Annotated in this window: 18 protein-coding genes, 1 tRNA gene and 1 pseudogene; 10 read left to right on the top strand and 10 right to left on the bottom strand. The window is 65.0% G+C overall.

Features of this window, described 5'->3' with window-relative positions:
• Positions 1–3: 3 nt before the first annotated feature.
• Complete coding sequence (locus tag RY1_RS07560; RefSeq protein WP_072802919.1) at positions 4–933, top strand: alpha/beta fold hydrolase; 930 nt, start codon at positions 4–6, stop codon at positions 931–933.
• Positions 934–935: 2 nt separating this feature from the next.
• Here RY1_RS07560 and marP read toward each other — a convergent pair whose 3' ends face one another.
• The 4 genes and pseudogenes from marP to nth form a co-directional block, all read right to left on the bottom strand.
• Complete coding sequence (gene marP, locus RY1_RS07555) at positions 936–2,126, bottom strand: acid resistance serine protease MarP (protein ID WP_072802918.1); 1,191 nt, start codon at positions 2,124–2,126, stop codon at positions 936–938.
• Positions 2,123–2,944: an NUDIX hydrolase gene (locus RY1_RS07550; RefSeq protein ID WP_084727240.1), complete on the bottom strand. Its 822-nt coding sequence runs from the start codon at positions 2,942–2,944 to the stop codon at positions 2,123–2,125. The genes marP and RY1_RS07550 overlap by 4 nt, the downstream gene beginning before the upstream one ends.
• Positions 2,941–3,621 carry a TlpA family protein disulfide reductase gene (locus RY1_RS07545; RefSeq protein ID WP_072802917.1) on the bottom strand — a complete coding sequence of 227 codons (681 nt, stop codon included), beginning with the start codon at positions 3,619–3,621 and terminating at the stop codon, positions 2,941–2,943. The genes RY1_RS07550 and RY1_RS07545 overlap by 4 nt, the downstream gene beginning before the upstream one ends.
• Positions 3,622–3,800: 179 nt before the next feature.
• Positions 3,801–4,478: pseudogene (gene nth, locus RY1_RS07540) on the bottom strand (endonuclease III); the annotation flags it as partial.
• A gap of 161 nt (positions 4,479–4,639) precedes the next feature.
• Between nth and RY1_RS07535 the strand changes: the two are divergent.
• Both RY1_RS07535 and RY1_RS07530 read left to right on the top strand, forming a co-directional pair.
• A complete protein-coding gene (locus tag RY1_RS07535) occupies positions 4,640–4,900 on the top strand; it encodes a hypothetical protein (protein WP_072802916.1) in 261 nt (86 codons plus the stop codon).
• Positions 4,901–5,147: 247 nt separating this feature from the next.
• Positions 5,148–5,822 carry a Crp/Fnr family transcriptional regulator gene (locus tag RY1_RS07530; RefSeq protein WP_019662947.1) on the top strand — a complete coding sequence of 225 codons (675 nt, stop codon included), beginning with the start codon at positions 5,148–5,150 and terminating at the stop codon, positions 5,820–5,822.
• Here the strand turns inward: RY1_RS07530 and RY1_RS07525 are convergent.
• Positions 5,819–6,598: an MBL fold metallo-hydrolase gene (locus RY1_RS07525; protein ID WP_072802915.1), complete on the bottom strand. Its 780-nt coding sequence runs from the start codon at positions 6,596–6,598 to the stop codon at positions 5,819–5,821. The two genes, RY1_RS07530 and RY1_RS07525, sit on opposite strands and share 4 nt — an antisense overlap.
• A gap of 17 nt (positions 6,599–6,615) precedes the next feature.
• On the opposite strand from RY1_RS07525, the gene RY1_RS07520 reads away from it, so the two are divergent.
• Complete coding sequence (locus RY1_RS07520) at positions 6,616–7,467, top strand: Gfo/Idh/MocA family protein (RefSeq protein ID WP_072802914.1); 852 nt, start codon at positions 6,616–6,618, stop codon at positions 7,465–7,467.
• Positions 7,468–7,488: 21 nt separating this feature from the next.
• On the opposite strand, the gene RY1_RS07515 is transcribed toward RY1_RS07520, so the two are convergent.
• Together RY1_RS07515 and sp36 are read right to left on the bottom strand one after the other, a co-directional pair.
• A complete protein-coding gene (locus RY1_RS07515) occupies positions 7,489–7,944 on the bottom strand; it encodes a RidA family protein (protein ID WP_072802913.1) in 456 nt (151 codons plus the stop codon).
• 6 nt (positions 7,945–7,950) lie between these two features.
• Positions 7,951–8,118 carry a Sp36 family protein gene (sp36, locus tag RY1_RS29570; protein ID WP_072691993.1) on the bottom strand — a complete coding sequence of 56 codons (168 nt, stop codon included), beginning with the start codon at positions 8,116–8,118 and terminating at the stop codon, positions 7,951–7,953.
• 58 nt (positions 8,119–8,176) lie between these two features.
• Between sp36 and RY1_RS07505 the strand changes: the two genes are divergently transcribed.
• Genes RY1_RS07505 through bagB form a run of 3 tightly spaced genes read left to right on the top strand, consistent with a single transcriptional unit; the run spans position 8,177 to position 11,788 of the window.
• On the top strand, positions 8,177–9,610 hold the full coding sequence (locus RY1_RS07505) for a wax ester/triacylglycerol synthase domain-containing protein (protein ID WP_072802912.1): 1,434 nt from the start codon (positions 8,177–8,179) through the stop codon (positions 9,608–9,610).
• A gap of 25 nt (positions 9,611–9,635) precedes the next feature.
• Positions 9,636–10,643: an ATPase BagA gene (bagA, locus tag RY1_RS07500; protein WP_072802911.1), complete on the top strand. Its 1,008-nt coding sequence runs from the start codon at positions 9,636–9,638 to the stop codon at positions 10,641–10,643.
• On the top strand, positions 10,640–11,788 hold the full coding sequence (gene bagB / locus RY1_RS07495; protein ID WP_072802910.1) for an ATPase BagB: 1,149 nt from the start codon (positions 10,640–10,642) through the stop codon (positions 11,786–11,788). The genes bagA and bagB overlap by 4 nt, the downstream gene beginning before the upstream one ends.
• A gap of 4 nt (positions 11,789–11,792) precedes the next feature.
• Here bagB and RY1_RS07490 read toward each other — a convergent pair whose 3' ends face one another.
• Positions 11,793–12,116 (bottom strand): WhiB family transcriptional regulator, encoded by a 324-nt coding sequence (locus tag RY1_RS07490; protein WP_072802909.1) that lies wholly within the window; start codon positions 12,114–12,116, stop codon positions 11,793–11,795.
• A gap of 310 nt (positions 12,117–12,426) precedes the next feature.
• Here RY1_RS07490 and RY1_RS07485 point away from each other — a divergent pair, with 310 nt between their 5' ends.
• On the top strand, positions 12,427–14,784 hold the full coding sequence (locus RY1_RS07485) for a penicillin-binding protein (RefSeq protein WP_072802908.1): 2,358 nt from the start codon (positions 12,427–12,429) through the stop codon (positions 14,782–14,784).
• Between the two features lie 66 nt (positions 14,785–14,850).
• On the opposite strand, the gene RY1_RS07480 is transcribed toward RY1_RS07485, so the two are convergent.
• The gene (locus RY1_RS07480; RefSeq protein WP_072802907.1) at positions 14,851–15,315 is read right to left on the bottom strand and encodes a GatB/YqeY domain-containing protein; all 465 of its coding nucleotides are present in this window, start codon (positions 15,313–15,315) and stop codon (positions 14,851–14,853) included.
• A gap of 104 nt (positions 15,316–15,419) precedes the next feature.
• Between RY1_RS07480 and RY1_RS07475 the strand changes: the two genes are divergently transcribed.
• Together RY1_RS07475 and RY1_RS07470 are read left to right on the top strand one after the other, a co-directional pair.
• Entirely contained in the window at positions 15,420–16,406 is a 987-nt protein-coding gene (locus RY1_RS07475) for a metallophosphoesterase (protein ID WP_072803067.1), read from the top strand.
• Between the two features lie 18 nt (positions 16,407–16,424).
• Positions 16,425–16,498: transfer RNA gene (locus RY1_RS07470), tRNA-Pro, on the top strand.
• A gap of 92 nt (positions 16,499–16,590) precedes the next feature.
• Here RY1_RS07470 and RY1_RS07465 read toward each other — a convergent pair.
• Complete coding sequence (locus RY1_RS07465; protein ID WP_072802906.1) at positions 16,591–17,727, bottom strand: Rv3169 family protein; 1,137 nt, start codon at positions 17,725–17,727, stop codon at positions 16,591–16,593.
• Positions 17,728–17,766: the final 39 nt, after the last annotated feature.

Genomic DNA, 17,766 nt, shown 5'->3' with positions numbered 1-17,766 from the left:
CCGATGATTCAGCCTGATCCGTCCACCGTCCGATTCGGTGGGCCGTGGACGCACCGCGACGTGCATGCGAACGGCATTCGATTCCACGTCGTCGAGGCGGCAGGTGCGCCGTCCGACGCGCCGCTCGTGGTGCTGCTGCACGGCTTCGCGGATTTCTGGTGGTCGTGGCGTCACCAGCTGACGGAGCTGACCGAAGCCGGTTACCGTGCGGTGGCCATCGACCTGCGAGGCTACGGCGATTCGGACAAGCCGCCTCGCGGTTACGACGGGTGGACTCTCGCCGGCGACGTCGTCGGCCTGATTCGCGCGCTCGGGTACGCCGAGGCCACACTCGTCGGACATGCCGATGGCGGTCTGGTCTGTTGGGCCACCGCAGCGCTGCATCCGCGGATGGTGCGCTCGATCGGACTCGTCGGGTCGCCGCATCCCATCGCGTTGCGCCGGGCGGTACGACGCAACAGCGCACAACGGCGGGCTCTGCTGCCGTATTTCCTGCGATACCAGGTTCCGATGGTTCCCGAGCGTGCGCTGACCAAGAGTGACGGCGCGGCCGTCGAACAGCTTCTTCGCGAGCGCAGCAGCGACACGTGGCAACGGTCGGAGGAGTTCGCCGACACCGCCGCTCAGATGCGCTCGGCGATCCGCATCGCGGGCGCCGCGCATTGCGCGTTGGAGTACCAGCGCTGGGCGTTCCGCAGTCAGTTCCGCTCCGACGGTCGACGGTTCATGCAGGCGATGAACGTCGAGCTCGGCATTCCTGTGCTGCAGATCCACGGCGAGCTCGACCCGTACGTGCTCGCCCGTACCGTCGGCGCCGACACCGAGTGGGTTCCGCAGCGTCGTCTGCACACCGTCCTCGGCGCGGGTCACTACACGCATCAGGAGGCACCCGGCGAGGTGACCGGACAACTGCTGATGCTCTGCCGCGAGTAGCGCTAGACGATGCAGGCCCCGGTTCCGACGGCGACGGGACTGTTCACACCTCGGGCGAGTTCGTCGGAGATCTCGCCGGCGGTCAGGACGAAACCGGTATCGGGATCGTCGACGGCAGCGCCGAACACCAACCCGAGTACCTGGCCGTCCTCGGCTACGAGCGGACCGCCCGAGTTGCCTTGCCTGACCGAGCCTCGAACGGTGTATACCTGCCGCTCGACGGTCCCGGTCCGATAGATATCGGGTCCCTCGAGGTTCAGCATCTCTCGGATGCGTGCGGGGCTGGCCGTGTACGGACCACCGCCCGGGTAGCCGAGAACGATCGCGCTCTCACCGGAGCGTGCGGGCTGCGCCGAGAGTCCGAGGACGGGCGCGTCGAGTCCGGGCACCCGCAGGATCGCGACGTCTTCCTCCGGGTCGAACAGCACCACTTCGGCGTCGAGGACCGTGCCGAGCGAGTCGACGGTCACCCCTTCGGTCCCGGCGACGACGTGCGCGTTGGTCATCACAGTTTCCGGGGCGACGACGAAACCCGACCCTTCGAGGGCTTTCTGGCAGCTCGGCGCCAGGCCGCTGATCTTGAGCACACTCGACTGGAGCTGACCGACCAGCGGGCTGGCCTGCAGCGCCGGATCAGGTGCGTCGACGTTCGCCACGGGCGTGCGACCGAACGGCCCGAGGACGTCGGGCAGTCCTGAGGTATCGAGGAGCGCGGAGAACTCCTTCGGAATTTCCCGGAGCCACTGCGGCGCAACTTCGTCGACCTTGCCGAGTACCTGCGAACCACGTACGGCCGTGGCGACTTCGGGCTGCGACGACGACGTCAGCGGGATCGCCAGCAACCACGCCGCACCGAGTACCGCGACGGCCTGGAGACCTGCGCCGACGACGCTGTCGACGGAACGGGCACCGCGCGAGTGCATTCCACTGCGCAATGCGCGCCCGAGGACCATGCCGGACACCTCACCGATGATGACCAGCACCACGATCAGCGCGATCCCGACGAAGACCCGTAGCCGCGCGCCGTCCACGTGCAACAGAACATGCGGAGCTATCAGGATTCCGGCGACGGCGCCCAGCACGACGCCCAGAAAAGCGAGCGCCGACGCCACCGCGCCCTGTCGCCATCCCGACGTGGCTGCGAGCAGCGCAACACCGATGACGACGATGTCCACCCAGGTGGAGCCGGTCACCGCTTCCCCCCGGTGGCAGGAGTGGAGCCCGCGGAACGACCAGAAGAGGCAGGAGTGGAGCCCGCGGAATGACCAGAGGTGGCAGGAGTGGAGCCCGCGGAATGACCAGAAGAGGCAGGTAGTTCGAGGGCCGCCAAGCTCGCCTCCAGGTCTCGGATGTCGGATGTGTCCCAGTCGGTTTCCCAGCCGGACACAGCCAGAAGACCCGCAAGGATACCGCCGGTGAAGCCCCATACGAGCATTCCGTCGACGGCGAAGGCCGGGCCTTGATATCCGGCGGGGTGTCGGACTTGGAACCGGTTGTCGGGATCGAGCAGTTCGCGCAGCGGCACGCGCACGACGCGCTCTGCTTCGGCGGTGTCCACGACTCCGACGTGACTCGGTGTCCGCCAGTACGCGAGCACGGGGACTACGTCGAATCTCGACGGCGGTACGTAGATGCCGGGCATGGTGGCCAGTGGTTGGACGCCGGCCGGGTCGAGGCCTGTCTCTTCTTGGGCCTCGCGCAACGCGGTGGCTATCGGTGAGTCGTCACCGGGGTCGGTGGCTCCGCCCGGGAATGCGACCTGGCCGCTGTGTTGGCGAAGGGTCGATGCCCGCTGTGTCAGAAGCACGTCCGCGTCGGCGGGCAGCCCACCGAGCGCAGTGGGATCGGCGTCGGCAGATCCCCCGAACAGCACGAGAACCGATGCGGGCCGGGTCGGTTCGGCACGTGGGGCTTTGCGCTGCAGCACCGGGTTGGTGCCGGTCGAGTCGGCGAGGCCGTGTGCTCCTCCGGCGGCCTCGACGACCGCATCGAGCCAGGGCGGTGTGGTCATCGCGCGATCCCGAGTTCGGCGCGGACAGCGTCGTCGATCTCGTCGACGCTGCGGAAAGGTTGTGGCAACACCTTGGCGACATTGCCATCTGCATCGATGAGAACCGAAACCGGTAGGACACTCGGCGCGCCGACTGCTGCTGCTATGCGTGCCGTTCCGTCCTGGACACCGGGAAGCCGAACGCCGTAATCCGCCAGCTTGGTCAGGCCATTTGCCTCGTTGCGGTCCTGGTGCACGGTCACAACGTTGATCTCGCCTGCGACGCTGTCGGCGTACTCCTGCAGGTGCGGCAATTCTTCGGCGCACGGCCCACACCAGTACGCCCACAGGTTGATCAAGGCGGGTTTGCCGCCGAGCGCCTGACCGAGGTCGACTTCGCTGCCGTCGCCGATGCATTCGAGCACGATCCCAGCCAACGGTCCGGACGCCGTTCCTGCCGCGGGCGTCGGGCACGCATCGAGCGACGCCCGCTCCCGGAGTGGCGCGAGCGCCTCCGCGGTGTCGGCGTCACGTCGATCCTGTTGAACCCCTGTCCCCTGTCCTGCTGTCCCCTGACCCGCTGTCCCCTGACCTGCCGTCGGTTGCCCTGCGTCGTCTCCGCGCGGCCAGATCGCGAATACGAGTGCGACGACGACAAGCAGCGCAGCCAGCGACCACCGTGCAGCAGATCCATTCACGACTCGATCCCCGACACTCCTGTTGCTTCTGCTCGTTCCGCAGGCTCCACTCCTGTCTTTTCCGGTCGTTCCGCAGGCTCCACTCCTGCCTCTTCCGGTCGTTCCGCAGGCTCCACTCCTGCCACCTCCGGTCGTTCCGCAGGCTCCACTCCTGTCTTTTCCGGTCGTTCCGCAGGCTCCACTCCTGCCAACTGGAGGAGGTGTTCGGTTTCCGGCCCCTTCACCAACGCCGCCGCTGCCACCGCGTCGACGGGTCCGAGACCGTACGACGGGCAGTCCTTGGCCAGGATGCAGACGCCACAGGCAGGCTTACGTGCGTGGCAGACGCGCCGACCGTGGAAGATCACGCGATGGGACAGCAAGGTCCATTCCTTGCGCTCGATGAGTGAGCCGACTGCGTGTTCCACCTTGACGGGGTCCTCTTCCTCGGTCCACTGCCAGCGCCGGACGAGTCTGCCGAAGTGCGTGTCGACGGTGATGCCGGGGATGTCGAAGGCGTTGCCGAGCACGACGTTGGCCGTTTTGCGGCCGATACCCGGCAGCGTCACGAGGTCTTTCAGGTTCGCGGGAACTTCGCCGTCGAATTTTTCGAGTAGCGCCGCGCCGAGGCCGATCAACGAGTTCGTCTTGTTCCGATAGAAACCCGTCGTCCGGATGTACTCCTCGAGCTCCGTTCGGTCCGCTTCGGCGTAGTCGCGGGCAGTGCGATATCTCATAAACAATGCGGGCGTCACCATGTTGACGCGCTTGTCGGTGCATTGCGCCGACAGGATGGTCGCGACAGCGAGTTCGAGCGGGTTGGTGAAGTCGAGTTCGCAGTACACGTGCGGGAATGCGCGTGCCAGCTCGCGATTCATCCGCCGAGCGCGTCGTACGAGCCCCAATCGTGTCTCTTCGCGTTTGCGCACGTCGAAGGCTTTCGGGGCTGTCGAATCCACTCCACAACTGTACGGACAAGAATCGGCATCGAATTCACCCTGTGTTCTTTTCGAGACCTTTCGGGTGTTTACTGCTCGGTATGCAAGGACTCGCCGTGGTGCTCTTTCCAGTGCTCCTCATGATGTTCGCGCTCGCCATGGAGCGTGTGGAGTTCAGACTGAGCAAGCTGGGAGTTCACGAACAAGAAGTACAAGAATTCCTCGATCAGGCAAGCACGTCCGAGGTCGCGACTCTCGCGAACGAAGGGTTTCCGCACGCACTGGCTCGCTTCAACAGCCGCAAGCGCCGAGCCCCCGTCGCCTCGACGTCCGAAGATCTGGCCGATCAGCGCGCAAGCTGACGCCCGGACCGCCCTCCCGAAAAGTCGCAATTTCGGCGCATCCGTACTTTCGTTCACATCGTTCACGAGGTTCCGGTGGCGCCGATCACTCGCTTCTGTGTTCGGCGAAGTAGACTTCACCGAGATAATTGTCATGTTTGATTACTGGCATGGATCCGGGCAGTCGCGAGGCCAACGAATCCATGCCGCGTGAAACGTTTTCATCGGCACGGGCGACCGAGCCGACGACATCCCTAAAGGAGCGCAAGTGGACGACGTCCTGGCACGGGCCGGCATCTTCCAAGGAGTCGAACCCTCCGCTGTAGCAGCGCTGACCAAGCAGCTGCAGCCGGTTGATTTCCCCCGAGGACATGTGGTCTTCAACGAAGGAGAGCCCGGTGATCGGCTGTACATCATCGTCTCCGGAAAGATCAAGCTCGGTCGCCGTTCACCGGACGGGCGTGAAAATCTGCTGACCATCATGGGCCCGTCGGACATGTTCGGCGAGCTGTCGATCTTCGACCCCGGCCCCCGCACGTCCACCGCGACGACGGTCACCGAGGTGCGCGCGGTCAGCATGGACCGTGACGCGCTCAAGGCATGGATCGACCAGCGCCCCGAGATCGCCGAGCAGCTGCTCCGCGTGCTGGCGCGGCGACTGCGCCGCACCAACAACAACCTCGCCGACCTGATCTTCACCGACGTCCCCGGACGCGTCGCCAAGGCTCTGTTGCAGCTCGCACAGCGTTTCGGCACCCAGGAAGCCGGCTCGCTCCGCGTCACGCACGACCTGACGCAGGAAGAGATCGCGCAGCTGGTCGGTGCCTCACGCGAGACCGTCAACAAGGCTCTCGCCGACTTCGCGCACCGCGGTTGGTTGCGCCTCGAAGGAAAGAGCGTGCTGATCTCGGACTCGGAGCGACTGGCCCGCAGGGCTCGCTAGCTCTTCCGCACGTACGCCAGTTGGGCTTTCACCGACATTCGGGCGGCAGGCCAGAGTTTCTTGTCGACGTCCGAGTACACGTGCTTGACCACCTGCATCGGCTTTGCATCCTGCCCCAACTCGACGAGAGCGGCCTCGACCTGCGCGAGGCGCTCCAGTCGATGTTTCCGGTAGAAGCGGGCAACCTCTGCGGTGTCGGGAACTTCGGCGCCGTGTCCGGGCAGCGCGACGCGGCCTTCGCCTGCGGCTTCGAGTTTGTCGAGCGAGTCCAAGTAGTCGGCGAGTGTGCCGTCCTTGGGGTCGAGCACCGTCGTCCCCCGGCCCAGAATGGTGTCGCCGGTCAGCACGGCGTCGTCGAGAACGAAGCTGACCGAATCGGCGGTGTGCCCTGGTGTCGCGAGGACCGTGATGGCCAATCCCGCAGCCTCGATCACTTCACCGTCGACCAACGCGGTGCTGGCGCGGACGTATTTCTCCGACAGCGCCCTGATCGGAGCGCCGGTCTTTCGGTGAAACCGCTTCAGGCCGCCGGTGTGATCACCGTGGCGATGCGTCACCAGAGCGAGCACGACGTTCCCTGACGCGGCAACCGCGTCGAGATGGTCGGAATCCTTGGGTCCCGGGTCGACGACGACGATGTCGTCGCTGCCGGGCGCACGCAGGATCCACGTGTTCGTCCCGTCGAGGGTCATCTTTCCTGGATTGTCGGCGAGCAGAACTGCCGCCGTTTCGGTCACTTGCCGAAGCTGACCGTATGCCGGGTGCGCGAGAGTCATAGTCGTACCTTAGGAGCATGAGAATCGGACTGGTAGGCGCAGGCCCCTGGGCGCGTTCGACGCATGCACCCGCGCTCGCCGCGCACCCGGGCGTCGAGTTCGTCGGTGTCTGGGCGCGTCGACCCGAAGCCGCAGCCGAGATGGGCGCCCCGGTGTACGACAGTTACGACCACTTGGTTGCCGACGTCGATGCCGTCGCGTTCGCAGTTCCACCCGAGGTGCAGTCGGTGCTGGCCCTCACGGCAGCGCAGGCAGGTAAGCATCTGCTGTTGGACAAACCGATCGCGGCGACGCTCGACGACGCCGAGCGCCTGGTCGAGGCCGTCGGGCATGCCGGGGTCGGCTCGATCGTGACGTTGACGCGTCGGTTCGCTCCGGAAACGAGGCAATTCCTGGACGAGGCGCGAGGGAAGAATTGGAGCGCGGGCACCGGAACGTGGCTCTCGGGCGCTCTTCTGGGCGGGGAGTACTCGTTGTCCCAGTGGCGGCATCGCGACGGCGCACTGTTCGATGTGGGCCCGCACGTCTTCGACCTACTCGACATCACGCTCGGCCGGATCGCAGGGGTCGCGCTGTCACGTGTCGATACGCGCTCGGATTCCTGGACCATCACTCTCGAACACGAAGGCGGCGCGCTGAGTACGTCGGTGTTGTCGCTGCGGACGCCGGTGCAGCCGTCGTTGTTCCGTATCGAGCTCAGCGGCAGTGATGGAGTGGTGACGCTGGCCGATCGATCCACGCCCGCGACCGCGTGCTTCGCGGTGCTACTGGACGAGTTCCTCGGGTCGATCGAATCGGGAACCGAGCACGAGTGCTCGGTGCACCGCGGACTTCATCTACAGAAGGTCCTGTCGGGCGCCGCGCGCTAGCAAGCACGGCGCCCGGCAGGGTCAGATCTCGACGATCAGCTCGACCTCGACGGGCGCACCGAGCGGCAGCTCGGCGACGCCGACAGCAGAGCGGGCGTGCCTGCCCGCCTCACCGAAGATCTCACCGAGGACGTTCGACGTCCCGTTGACCACGCCTGGCTGCCCGGTGAACCCTGGCGCCGACGCGACGAACCCGACGACCTTGACGACCCGCTTGATCGAGTCGATTCCGACGAGCGAGTCGATCGCGGCCAGAGCGTTGAGTGCACATGTTCTCGCTGCATCGGCGGCGTCCTCGGCCGACACCTCGGCACCGACCTTGCCGGTGTGGGTCAGCTTCCCCGACACCAGCGGCAACTGTCCGGAGGTGTAGACGAGCGAACCCGTCTGGACGGCGGGAATGTATGCCGCGAGCGGCGGCACCACCGAGGGCAGCTCGATGCCCAGTTCAGCGAGTCGCGCGGACCAGTCGGCCATCTCCGATCAGCCCTTCGGACGCTTGAAGTAGGCGACCAACGTGTCGCCGCCGTTCGGCCCCGCCATGATGGTGACGAGCTCCCAGCCCTCGGAGCCGTAATTGTCGAGAATCTGCTTGGTCGCATGAATCAGCACCGGCGCAGTGAAGTACTCCCAGATGATCTTTTCGCTCATACCGGTGAGCCTAACCCGAATGCGTGCTGGGCCGATGGCGCCTCTACTGTCTACCGACATGGGCGGACTAGCGCTGGTGGATGCGTCGTTCTACTACTCGTCCGCGCACGGCGGTCCTCAGGATCAGTACCTGCTCCTCGCGTTCGACTCCGGCGACGGCGGGGCACCTGCATTCGCCGACATCGTCGATCACGTGTCCGAACGAGCACCTCGCATCCCAGCCCTCACACGCCGGCTTCGCGACAGCCCGCTCGGGATCGAGCACCCGGCATGGGTTCCGTCGGACGTCGCGCCGAAAGACCACATCGTCCGGCACGACCTCGCCGGCCGTTCCTGGGCGGAGTTCCAAGAACTGTTCGGCGACATCGTCACCCAACGAGTCGACGCATCGAAGCGCCCATGGATCCTGCACGTCGTCACCGGGGTCGACGGTGTGCCGGGCGTGCGCGGCGACGCGACGATCACGATTCTGCAAATTTCACATGCCGTCACCGATGGCCTCGGCGCATCCCGCTTGATGCGAGCGCTCTTCACGGCCGACGCGGCACACCCCACCGACATCGAAGGCGAACTCCCCGGACATTCGGGCCGCAGGCATCGGCGCGTGGTCTCTGCCGCGATCGCGGGCGCCGCCGCTCCCTACCGGTTGGCGCAATCTCGAATTCTCTCCGTTCTCGCGGTTCGGGCGTACCGACGCCATGTGCGAGACCAACCCGACATCGCGGTGCAGAGATGCCAGCCGGTGTCGCCGACCAGCTTGAACGGCCGTCCGACAGAGGCGCGGTCGGTCTCGATCACTCTCGTACCCGTCGCCGATCTGCGCCGTGACGGGTTCTCGGTCACATCGTCCGCGATGACCGCGATGGGGCTCGCGCTGGGGCGCTACTTTCGCGCGAAAGGCGAAGTGGTCGACCGAATCAGCACTTTCGTGCCGATCGCATTGCCTGCCGCGACGCGGTGGCGCTCCTCCAACCGCACGGTTCTCGGCGCGATCGATCTGCACACGGGCGTGTCCGACACCAGCGAACGAGCCTCGCTGATCGATGACGACCTCCGGGCCGAAAAGCGCCGTGTACACCACGAACGCCTGCTCGACATGCCGAGGGCACACAGCCTCTCGCCCGCACCGATCACCCGATCCATGATCCGCAAGGCCGTGCTCCGCAGGGCCGTTATTCGCAGTGCATTGTCGGCAGGTGCCACGGCGTCGATCGACACCATCCGCGGCCACACCAACATCGTGAGCGTCAACCGAGGCCCTGCCGATCTCGAGCTCTGTGGCAGTCGATCGGTGTTCACCGCCGGAGCTCCTTTCCTCGACAACGGCCGTTGCCTGTCACACGGGTTCTACGGTCTCGGCGAGACCATCGCGGTCTGCTTGGTGGTGTGCCCCGATTCGGTGAGCGACCTCGACACCTATTCCGCGATGCTGCATGATGCTCTCCTCGAAGTGGGATCGACAACACGAGAGGTCGATCCGAGCAACGGGTGATGACTGGTCTCTATATGGTCGTGATGTGGGTACTTCGAGTTTTGACGGTTGGCCGGAGAAGGCAGCCGCTGCACGCTTGCACTTCGTCTCGGGCAAAGGCGGCACCGGGAAGTCGACGGTAGCGGCAGCGCTCGCGTTGGCGCTAGCCTCGGACGGGCGCAAGGTCCTGCTGGTCGAGGTCGAGGGCAGGCAGGGAATCGCGCAACTGTTCGACGTGCCGCCGCTTCCACCGGTCGAGACGCGAGTTGCGTCCGCGGACGGCGGCGGCGAGGTCTTCGCGCTGGCCATCGATATCGAGACCGCGTTCCTCGAATACCTGGACATGTTCTACAACCTCGGTTTCGCGGGCCGAGCCATGCGCAAGATCGGCGCCATCGAGTTCGCGACGACCATTGCCCCCGGCCTGCGCGACGTACTGCTGACCGGCAAGGTCAAGGAATGCGTCGTCCGTACCGACAAGGCGGGCTCGCGGGTATACGACGAGGTCGTGGTCGACTCGCCGCCGACGGGTCGTATCGGAAACTTCCTCGACGTGACCAAGGCAATGGCGGATCTGGCGAAGGGCGGTCCGGTGCGTTCGCAGAGCGAGGGCGTCGTCCGGCTCCTTCATTCCGCCGACACGGTCGTCCATCTCGTCACATTGCTCGAAGCGCTTCCGGTGCAGGAGACGACGGACGCGGTTCGTGAGCTGGAAGCAGCGGACCTACGGCTCGGGACGGTCATCGTCAACCGAACCGAACCGTCGTATCTCCCGGCGGAGGCGCTGCAGGATGCAGCGACGGGGACCGTCGACGCAGCCGCTGTACGCAGGGGGCTGGAGAAGACCGGGATCGCACTGTCGGACAGCGATTTCGCCGGATTGCTGACCGAGACGATCGAACACGCGTCGACACTGTCGGCGCAGGTGGACAGTGCGGCTCAATTGGACGAGCTCGACACCGCTCGCATGCAGCTACCCATGCTCGCCGACGGCGTCGACCTCGGCGGCCTGTACGAATTGGCGGCCGAGCTCACGGAACAGGGTGTGAAATGACGCGACCCAGCGGAGCGACGACCAAGTCGGCGCCGATCCTCGACATCGAGAAGATCCTGCTCGACAAGTCCTCACGCATCGTCGTCGTGTGCGGAGCAGGCGGCGTCGGAAAGACGACGACGGCCGCCTCCATGGCTCTGAGGGCCGCCGAACAGGGCCGCAAGGTCGTCGTGCTCACCATCGATCCCGCGCGTCGGCTCGCGCAGGCACTCGGCGTCGGCGAGTTGGACAATTCTCCTCAACCCGTCGCACTGCCCGAGGGTGCGACGGGTGAGTTGCACGCGATGATGCTGAACATGCGCCGGACGTTCGACGAGATGGTGATCGAGCATTCGACACCGGAGAAGGCGCAGCAGGTGCTGGCCAATCCGTTCTATCAGACTGTTGCGTCGTCGTTCTCGGGCACGCAGGAGTACATGGCGATGGAGAAGCTCGGTCAGCTCGCGGCTGATTCGACGTGGGATCTGATCGTCGTCGACACTCCCCCGTCGCGTAACGCACTCGATTTCCTCGACGCGCCGCAGCGGCTCGGCTCGTTCCTCGACGGCAGGTTCATCCGGCTGTTGATGGCTCCTGGTCGCGGTCTGACCCGCATGGTGACGGGCGCGATGAGTCTTGCGCTGCGCGGTGTCTCGACGGTGATCGGGAGCCAGATGCTCACCGACGCGTCGGCATTCGTGCAATCACTGGATTCGATGTTCGGCGGGTTCCGCGAACGTGCGACGCGCACCTACCAGCTGCTGCGCGAGAGCGGCACGAGTTTCATCGTGGTCGCCGCAGCCGAGCCCGACGCGTTGCGCGAGGCAGCGTTCTTCGTGGACCGCTTGAGCGGTGAGGGCATGCCGCTGGCCGGGTTGGTTCTCAACCGAACTCATCCCACGCTGACAACACTGCCTGCCGATCACGCGGCCACAGCGGCCGATCAGCTCGACGAGGTAGGCGACTCGGCCGCGGCACTGACTGCTGCGGTCCTACGGATCCACGCCGCGCGTGCGGTGACGGCCTCCCGTGAGCTCCGTCTGCTTCGACGGTTCACCTCGGCCCATCCGCGAGTCCCGATCGTCGGCGTTCCGTCGCTGCCGTTCGAGGTCTCGGATCTGCACGCCCTCCGAGCCGTGGCCGATCAACTCACCCGATCGGCCTGAGACGTCAGATAGCGGCCTGCTGCTGACGCTGCGACTCGAAGAATTCCGACCACGAGTCGACCTCGGGGTGCTGTTTGAGCAATGCACGTCGCTGACGCTCGGTCATCCCACCCCAGACGCCGAACTCCACACGATTGTCCAGTGCGTCGGCGCCGCACTGCATCAGTACAGGACAATGCCTGCAGATCGTCGCAGCTTTACGCTGCGCGGCCCCCCTCACGAAAAGCTGGTCAGGATCCATTCCGGAGCACCTGGCCTGTGCCACCCACGCAATTCGAGCCTCTGCTTCTTCTACGTCCAACCGCGTCGGTGCTGCTGTCGTGTGCATTTGCGGATACCCCTTTGCAGTTCGAACGCCCTTGCTGGACGTTCCAGAAGCTCTTAGACCCGTCGACTCCACTGCTCGAAGCACACCGATCTGGGAGCTGCCCCACATTCATATACAAGTGTTATGTGAATCACACCGTGCTCATAATTTAGGTAAAGTCAGCGTCGAACGCAAGACGACGGGGGCAAATTTCTGGTACGCGCGTCCCGACCAGGGCTTCCGCGATCCTCCCGGCTCTCCGGTACAGGGCGGCACCTGGGACCGGAGCTCGGACACACGTACGCTGTGCTTCGTGTCAGTTGGAAAAACCGTGGCGAAGCTCGCCGGATGTTCTGCACTCGCGGGTGCGCTGTTGGCCGGAGTCATGTTCCCCCTTGCCGGCGGGTTCGGATTCGCGTCCAATCGCGCCGCCGACACCGTCGACAACGTGTCGGCCGAGTTGGTCGAGGGCGCGGTTCCCGCTGTCTCGACCATGGTCGACTCCGCGGGCAATCCGATTGCGTGGCTGTACGAGCAGCGGCGTTTCGAGGTCCCGAGCGACAAGATCTCCAACGAGATGAAGCTCGCCATCGTCTCGATCGAGGACAAGCGCTTCGCCGAGCATCAGGGTGTGGACTGGCAGGGCACGCTTCGTGCGTTCCTGACCAACACCACGAGCGGTCAGGTCCAGCAGGGTGCGTCGACGCTCGATCAGCAGTACGTCAAGAACTACCAACTGCTCGTGGTGGCCAAGACCGACGCCGAGCGCCGCGCCGCCATCGAGACCACGCCCGCCCGCAAGATCCGCGAGATCCGGATGGCGCTGACGCTGGACAAGGAACTGACCAAGGACGAGATCCTCACTAGGTATCTCAATCTCGTGCCGTTCGGCAACGCCTCCTTCGGAATCCAGGACGCGGCGCAGACCTACTTCGGCATCGACGCCAGCCAGCTCGACGCCAAACAATCGGCGATGCTCGCGGGCATGGTGCAGTCGAGTTCGGCGCTGAACCCGTACACCAACGAGCAGGGTGTCGTCGATCGACGGAACACCGTGCTGGACACGATGATCCAGAACATCCCCGAACGCGCCGACGAGTTCCGTGCCGCCAAGGCCGAGCCGCTCGGGGTGCTCCCGGTGCCCAACACTCTTCCCCGTGGATGCATCGCTGCAGGTGACCGCGGGTTCTTCTGCGACTACGCGCTGCAATACCTCGCCAACGCCGGAATCAGCCGCGAGCAGCTCGACAAGGGCGGATATCTGATTCGCACGACGCTCGATCCCGCCGTGCAGAACTCCACCAAGGCATCGCTCGCCGCCAACACGAGCCCGACGCTCGACGGCGTCGCGACGGTCATGAACGTCATCGCGCCGGGTCAGGACAATCACCGGGTTCTGGCAATGGGCAGCTCTCGCACGTACGGCCTCGACGCCGACGCCGACGAGACCGTTCAGGCTCAGCCCTATTCGCTCGTCGGACACGGCGCAGGCTCGATCTTCAAGGTCTTCACCACCGCTGCGGCGATGGAGCGTGGTCTCGGCACGAGCGCGACGCTGCAGGTGCCACGACGCGCTGAGGTCAAAGGCCTCGGCGACGGTGGTGCCCGCGGGTGCCCCGCCAACACGTACTGCGTCGAGAACGCAGGAAACTATCCGGCGTCGCTGTCGGTCACCGACGCGCTCGCCCAGTCGCCGAACACCGCGTTCGTCAAGCTCATCGAGTCCGTCGGTGTCACGCCGACGGTGGACATGGCGGTGCGGCTCGGGCTGCGCTCGTACGCCGACCCGAATACGTCCGGCTTCGACGAGCAGTCCATGGCGGACTTCCAGAAGTCGCAGAATCTCGGTTCGTTCACGCTCGGACCCACGTGGGTCAATCCGCTCGAACTGTCGAACGTCGCCGCCACGCTTGCATCGAGTGGCAAGTGGTGCCCGCCGACTCCGATCGACTCGGTGTTCGACCGCGAGGGCAAGCAGGTTCCGGTCACTCAGCAGGCATGCGAGCAGGTCGTGGAACCCGGTTTGGCCAATACTCTCGCCAATGCGATGAGCAAGGACGATCAGGCAGGCGGCACCTCGGCAGGTGCGGCAGGGTCGGTCGGCTGGACGTTGCCGATGTCGGGCAAGACGGGAACCACCGAGTCGCACATGTCCTCGGGATTCCTCGGTTTCACCAACCGATACGCCGCCGCGGTCTACACCTACGGTGACTCGCCGACGCCCGGCGAGATCTGCTCGTTCCCGCTTCGTCCGTGTGGCTCCGGCAACCTCTACGGCGGTAACGAGCCTGCCCGTACCTGGTACGGGGCGATCGATCCCGTCGCGAACAACTTCGGTTCGGTCGAGCTTCCGCCGATCGATCAGAAATACGTGCGCGGCTCGGCCAACGGCCAGGTCCCCGACGTCACGGGCCAGAGCCAGAGCTCGGCGACGGCAACGTTGCAGGGCGCGGGCTTCCAGGTGACCACCGCGACGAGCGAGAGCGCCGCTGCCCGTGGCACGGTGACGGCGGTGTCACCGTCGGGATCGGCGGTGCCCGGCTCGACCATCACGATCTACGTCAGCGACGGTTCGGTACGCCAAGCCCCGGTAGCGCCCGCGATTCCGGCGTTGCCGAACATCCCGATACCCGCGCTACCGCCGAACATTCAGATTCCGGCGATACCCGGTATCACCGCGCCTCGGTAGAGGCGGCCGCGGGGCCCGCGCAGCTACGTCGGAACGTGACTGCGCGGGCACGGGCGCCGCAGGCACCTACAGACGATCCTTGACTGCCTTCGAGATGCGTGAGCCATCGGCTTTGCCCGCCGCCAACTCGGTGGCCACCTTCATGACCTGGCCCATCTGACGGATCGCCGGACGCTCGCCCAGCTGCTCGGCGATCTGCGCGATCGCGGTGTCCGCGACATCGGCGAGTTCGGCATCGGTCAGCGGAGTCGGCAGATACTGGTCGATGATCTGCGCTTCCGCATGCTCGGTCGCCGCGAGTTCACCTCGCCCGTTCTGTGTGTAGATCTCGGCAGATTCGCCGCGCTTCTTGGATTCCTTCGCGAGCACCTTGAGCACCTGCTCGTCGGTGAGCTCGTGCGCCTCCTTGCCGGAGACCTCCTCGGTCTGAATCGCGGCGAGGAGCATGCGAATGGTCGCCGTACGGAGTTTGTCCTTTGCCTTCATCGAGGCAGTCAGATCGGATCGGAGCTGGGACTTTAGTTCGGACATGACACAGAACGCTACGCGGGGCGACCCCGACGCCGCACGTCGATTCGGTGTGCTGACGTATCGTTGAATCCGTGTTCGCGAATAACAGAGCTTCGACCTCCACAATCCTCGATGCAGCAACACGCGTTCGTGACGCCGCAGCCGGGGCTCCGGTACGAAGCGCGGCCCTGGCCACAGCGGGCGCCGCGGCGTTGGGTGTTGGGTACGCGACGCTCATCGAGCGCAATGCATTCACACTGCGTGAGACCTCGATGGCCGTCCTCGAACCCGGATCGTCGTCGCTGCGTGTGCTGCACATCAGCGACCTTCACATGATGCCGGGGCAGCGGCTGAAACAGAATTGGCTACGCGAACTCGATCGTCTCGAACCCGATCTGGTGGTCAACACCGGAGACAACCTTTCGCACATGCGGTCGGTACCTGCCGTCGTGCAGTCGCTCGGGCCCCTGCTGTCACGACCGGGCTTGTTCGTCTTCGGAAGCAACGACTATTTCGCGCCGAAGCCGAAGAACCCGCTTCTGTACTTCAAGAAGGAACACAAGCGCATCCTGGGCGAGTCACTGCCGTGGCGTGACCTCCGCGCGGCGTTCACCGAGCGCGGTTGGCTCGATGTGACGCATGTGCGCCGGGAACTGGAGGTTGCGGGCGTCCGGATCGCAGCAGCGGGCGTCGACGATCCGCATCTCCAACGCGACCGCTACGACACCATTGCTGGGCAGCCCAACCCGTTGGCAGATCTGCGGCTCGGTATCACTCACTCGCCAGAGCCTCGTGTGCTCGACAATTTCGCGGGCGACGGATACGACCTCGTGCTCGCGGGCCACACTCACGGCGGACAATTGTGCCTGCCGTTCTACGGCGCACTCGTCACCAATTGTGAGCTCGATCGCTCGCGCGTGAAGGGTCCGTCGAAGTGGGGTGCGCACACTCAGCTGCACGTGTCCGCGGGTATCGGAACGTCGCCGTGGGCGCCCGCACGGTTCTGCTGCCGCCCCGAAGCCACCCTGTTGACGCTCACTCCGGCACCCCGAAAAGGCCCGAAGGAAGGTTCCGACGAGGGCGTTTCGCGTTCCGAGGCAGTCGTAAGCTAGACTTCTGCTCGCGGTACACGGGGTGTGGCGCAGCTTGGTAGCGCGCTTCGTTCGGGACGAAGAGGTCGTGGGTTCGAATCCCGCCACCCCGACAGTTGCACAGAAAAGACCCCGGCCTCGGGACATCGAGGTCGGGGTCTTTTTTTCTGGGTTTTTCTTGGGGCCGAGTGCCGAGTGACGGGTTCTAGGTGACCCTGCGCTCGGGGACGCTCGCGTCGATCCCGAACTCGGGCCATTGACCGACGTAGAAGGACTCGTGGATGCCGTAGCCGATGGCATCGCCGTCGCGGAGCTTCGTTGGACGGTCGCGCACCATTCCGATGTCGGGATGATTGAGGCAGTCCTTCACGTAGTCGCCGTCGACGTGAAGATCACCCTTCCACGATCCGTGGACCGAACCTGCCCATCCGCCGTAGCCTGCAGTGCTGAGATGGAATCCGGAGTGGCCGAGCAGCTCCTCTTCGATGATGCGTACTTCGCCGGACTCCAGCACCAGACGATGTGTGGCGGTGCGTAGTTCACGAGTGCCCGGGTCGAAGGTCGGGGTGACTTCGGTCGATACGATCTTCTCCTGTGTGCCGTCCTCGTAGCCGATGTGTGCCGAATGGAAGGGCTGCACCGGGTTGTTGCTGATGAATTGCATGATCTCGTACTTGGAGCCGTCGGGATTGGTGAAAAGCCATGGCGTCCAATGAAAAGATCCCTTCCTGACGTCGGGTCGGGGGATCGGTTGGAGATCGGATGGCGACACACCGACCTGCTGACGTACTCCCCACGAGTGATCTCGTACCGCAATCCAGTCCGAGATCTCGATCCGCTCACCTTCGAGTGACAGCCAACCGGTGACTCCACCGCCCTGGTGGTATCGGATGACGTCGTTCTCGATCCGGGAGTGGATTCGATGCCGGTTGCGTTCCTCGAAGAACGGCTGGAGTTGTCCCTCGAACACGACGTCGAACGAGATCGGCTGGTGCTCGTTCTCCTCCAGCGTCAACCGGACCTTCTTCAGCGGCTCGAGAACCTCCCACTTGATCGGTCCGACCTCGGTATCGTCTGGGGCAGAGGAGAGTTCGCGACTTGCCCGAACCGTCCACTGCTCGTATCCACGCGACACTCCGCCGAACGCGTCCATCACGTTGCGGTTGGTGTATTTTCCGATGCCGAGATCCATCGACACCGATCCGTCCTTGCTGGCCATCGCGCACCACAGCTTCTCGGTCCACCCGCGGTCGGACTGCTGGACGACGGCGAAGGTATCGACAATCTGGTGGGTCAGCGACTCGTCGGCGGCGGTGAGGTTACCGATATCGTGGATAGCCAATGCGTTGTTCCTTTCGAACTTGTGTCAGTGCTTCAAATA

Source organism: Rhodococcus yunnanensis NBRC 103083, from assembly GCF_001895005.1.
In the GTDB taxonomy this organism is placed as follows: Bacteria; Actinomycetota; Actinomycetes; order Mycobacteriales; family Mycobacteriaceae; genus Rhodococcoides; species Rhodococcoides yunnanense.
Note: the sequence above shows the minus strand (reverse complement) of the source record. Positions and strands in the feature narration are given on the sequence as shown.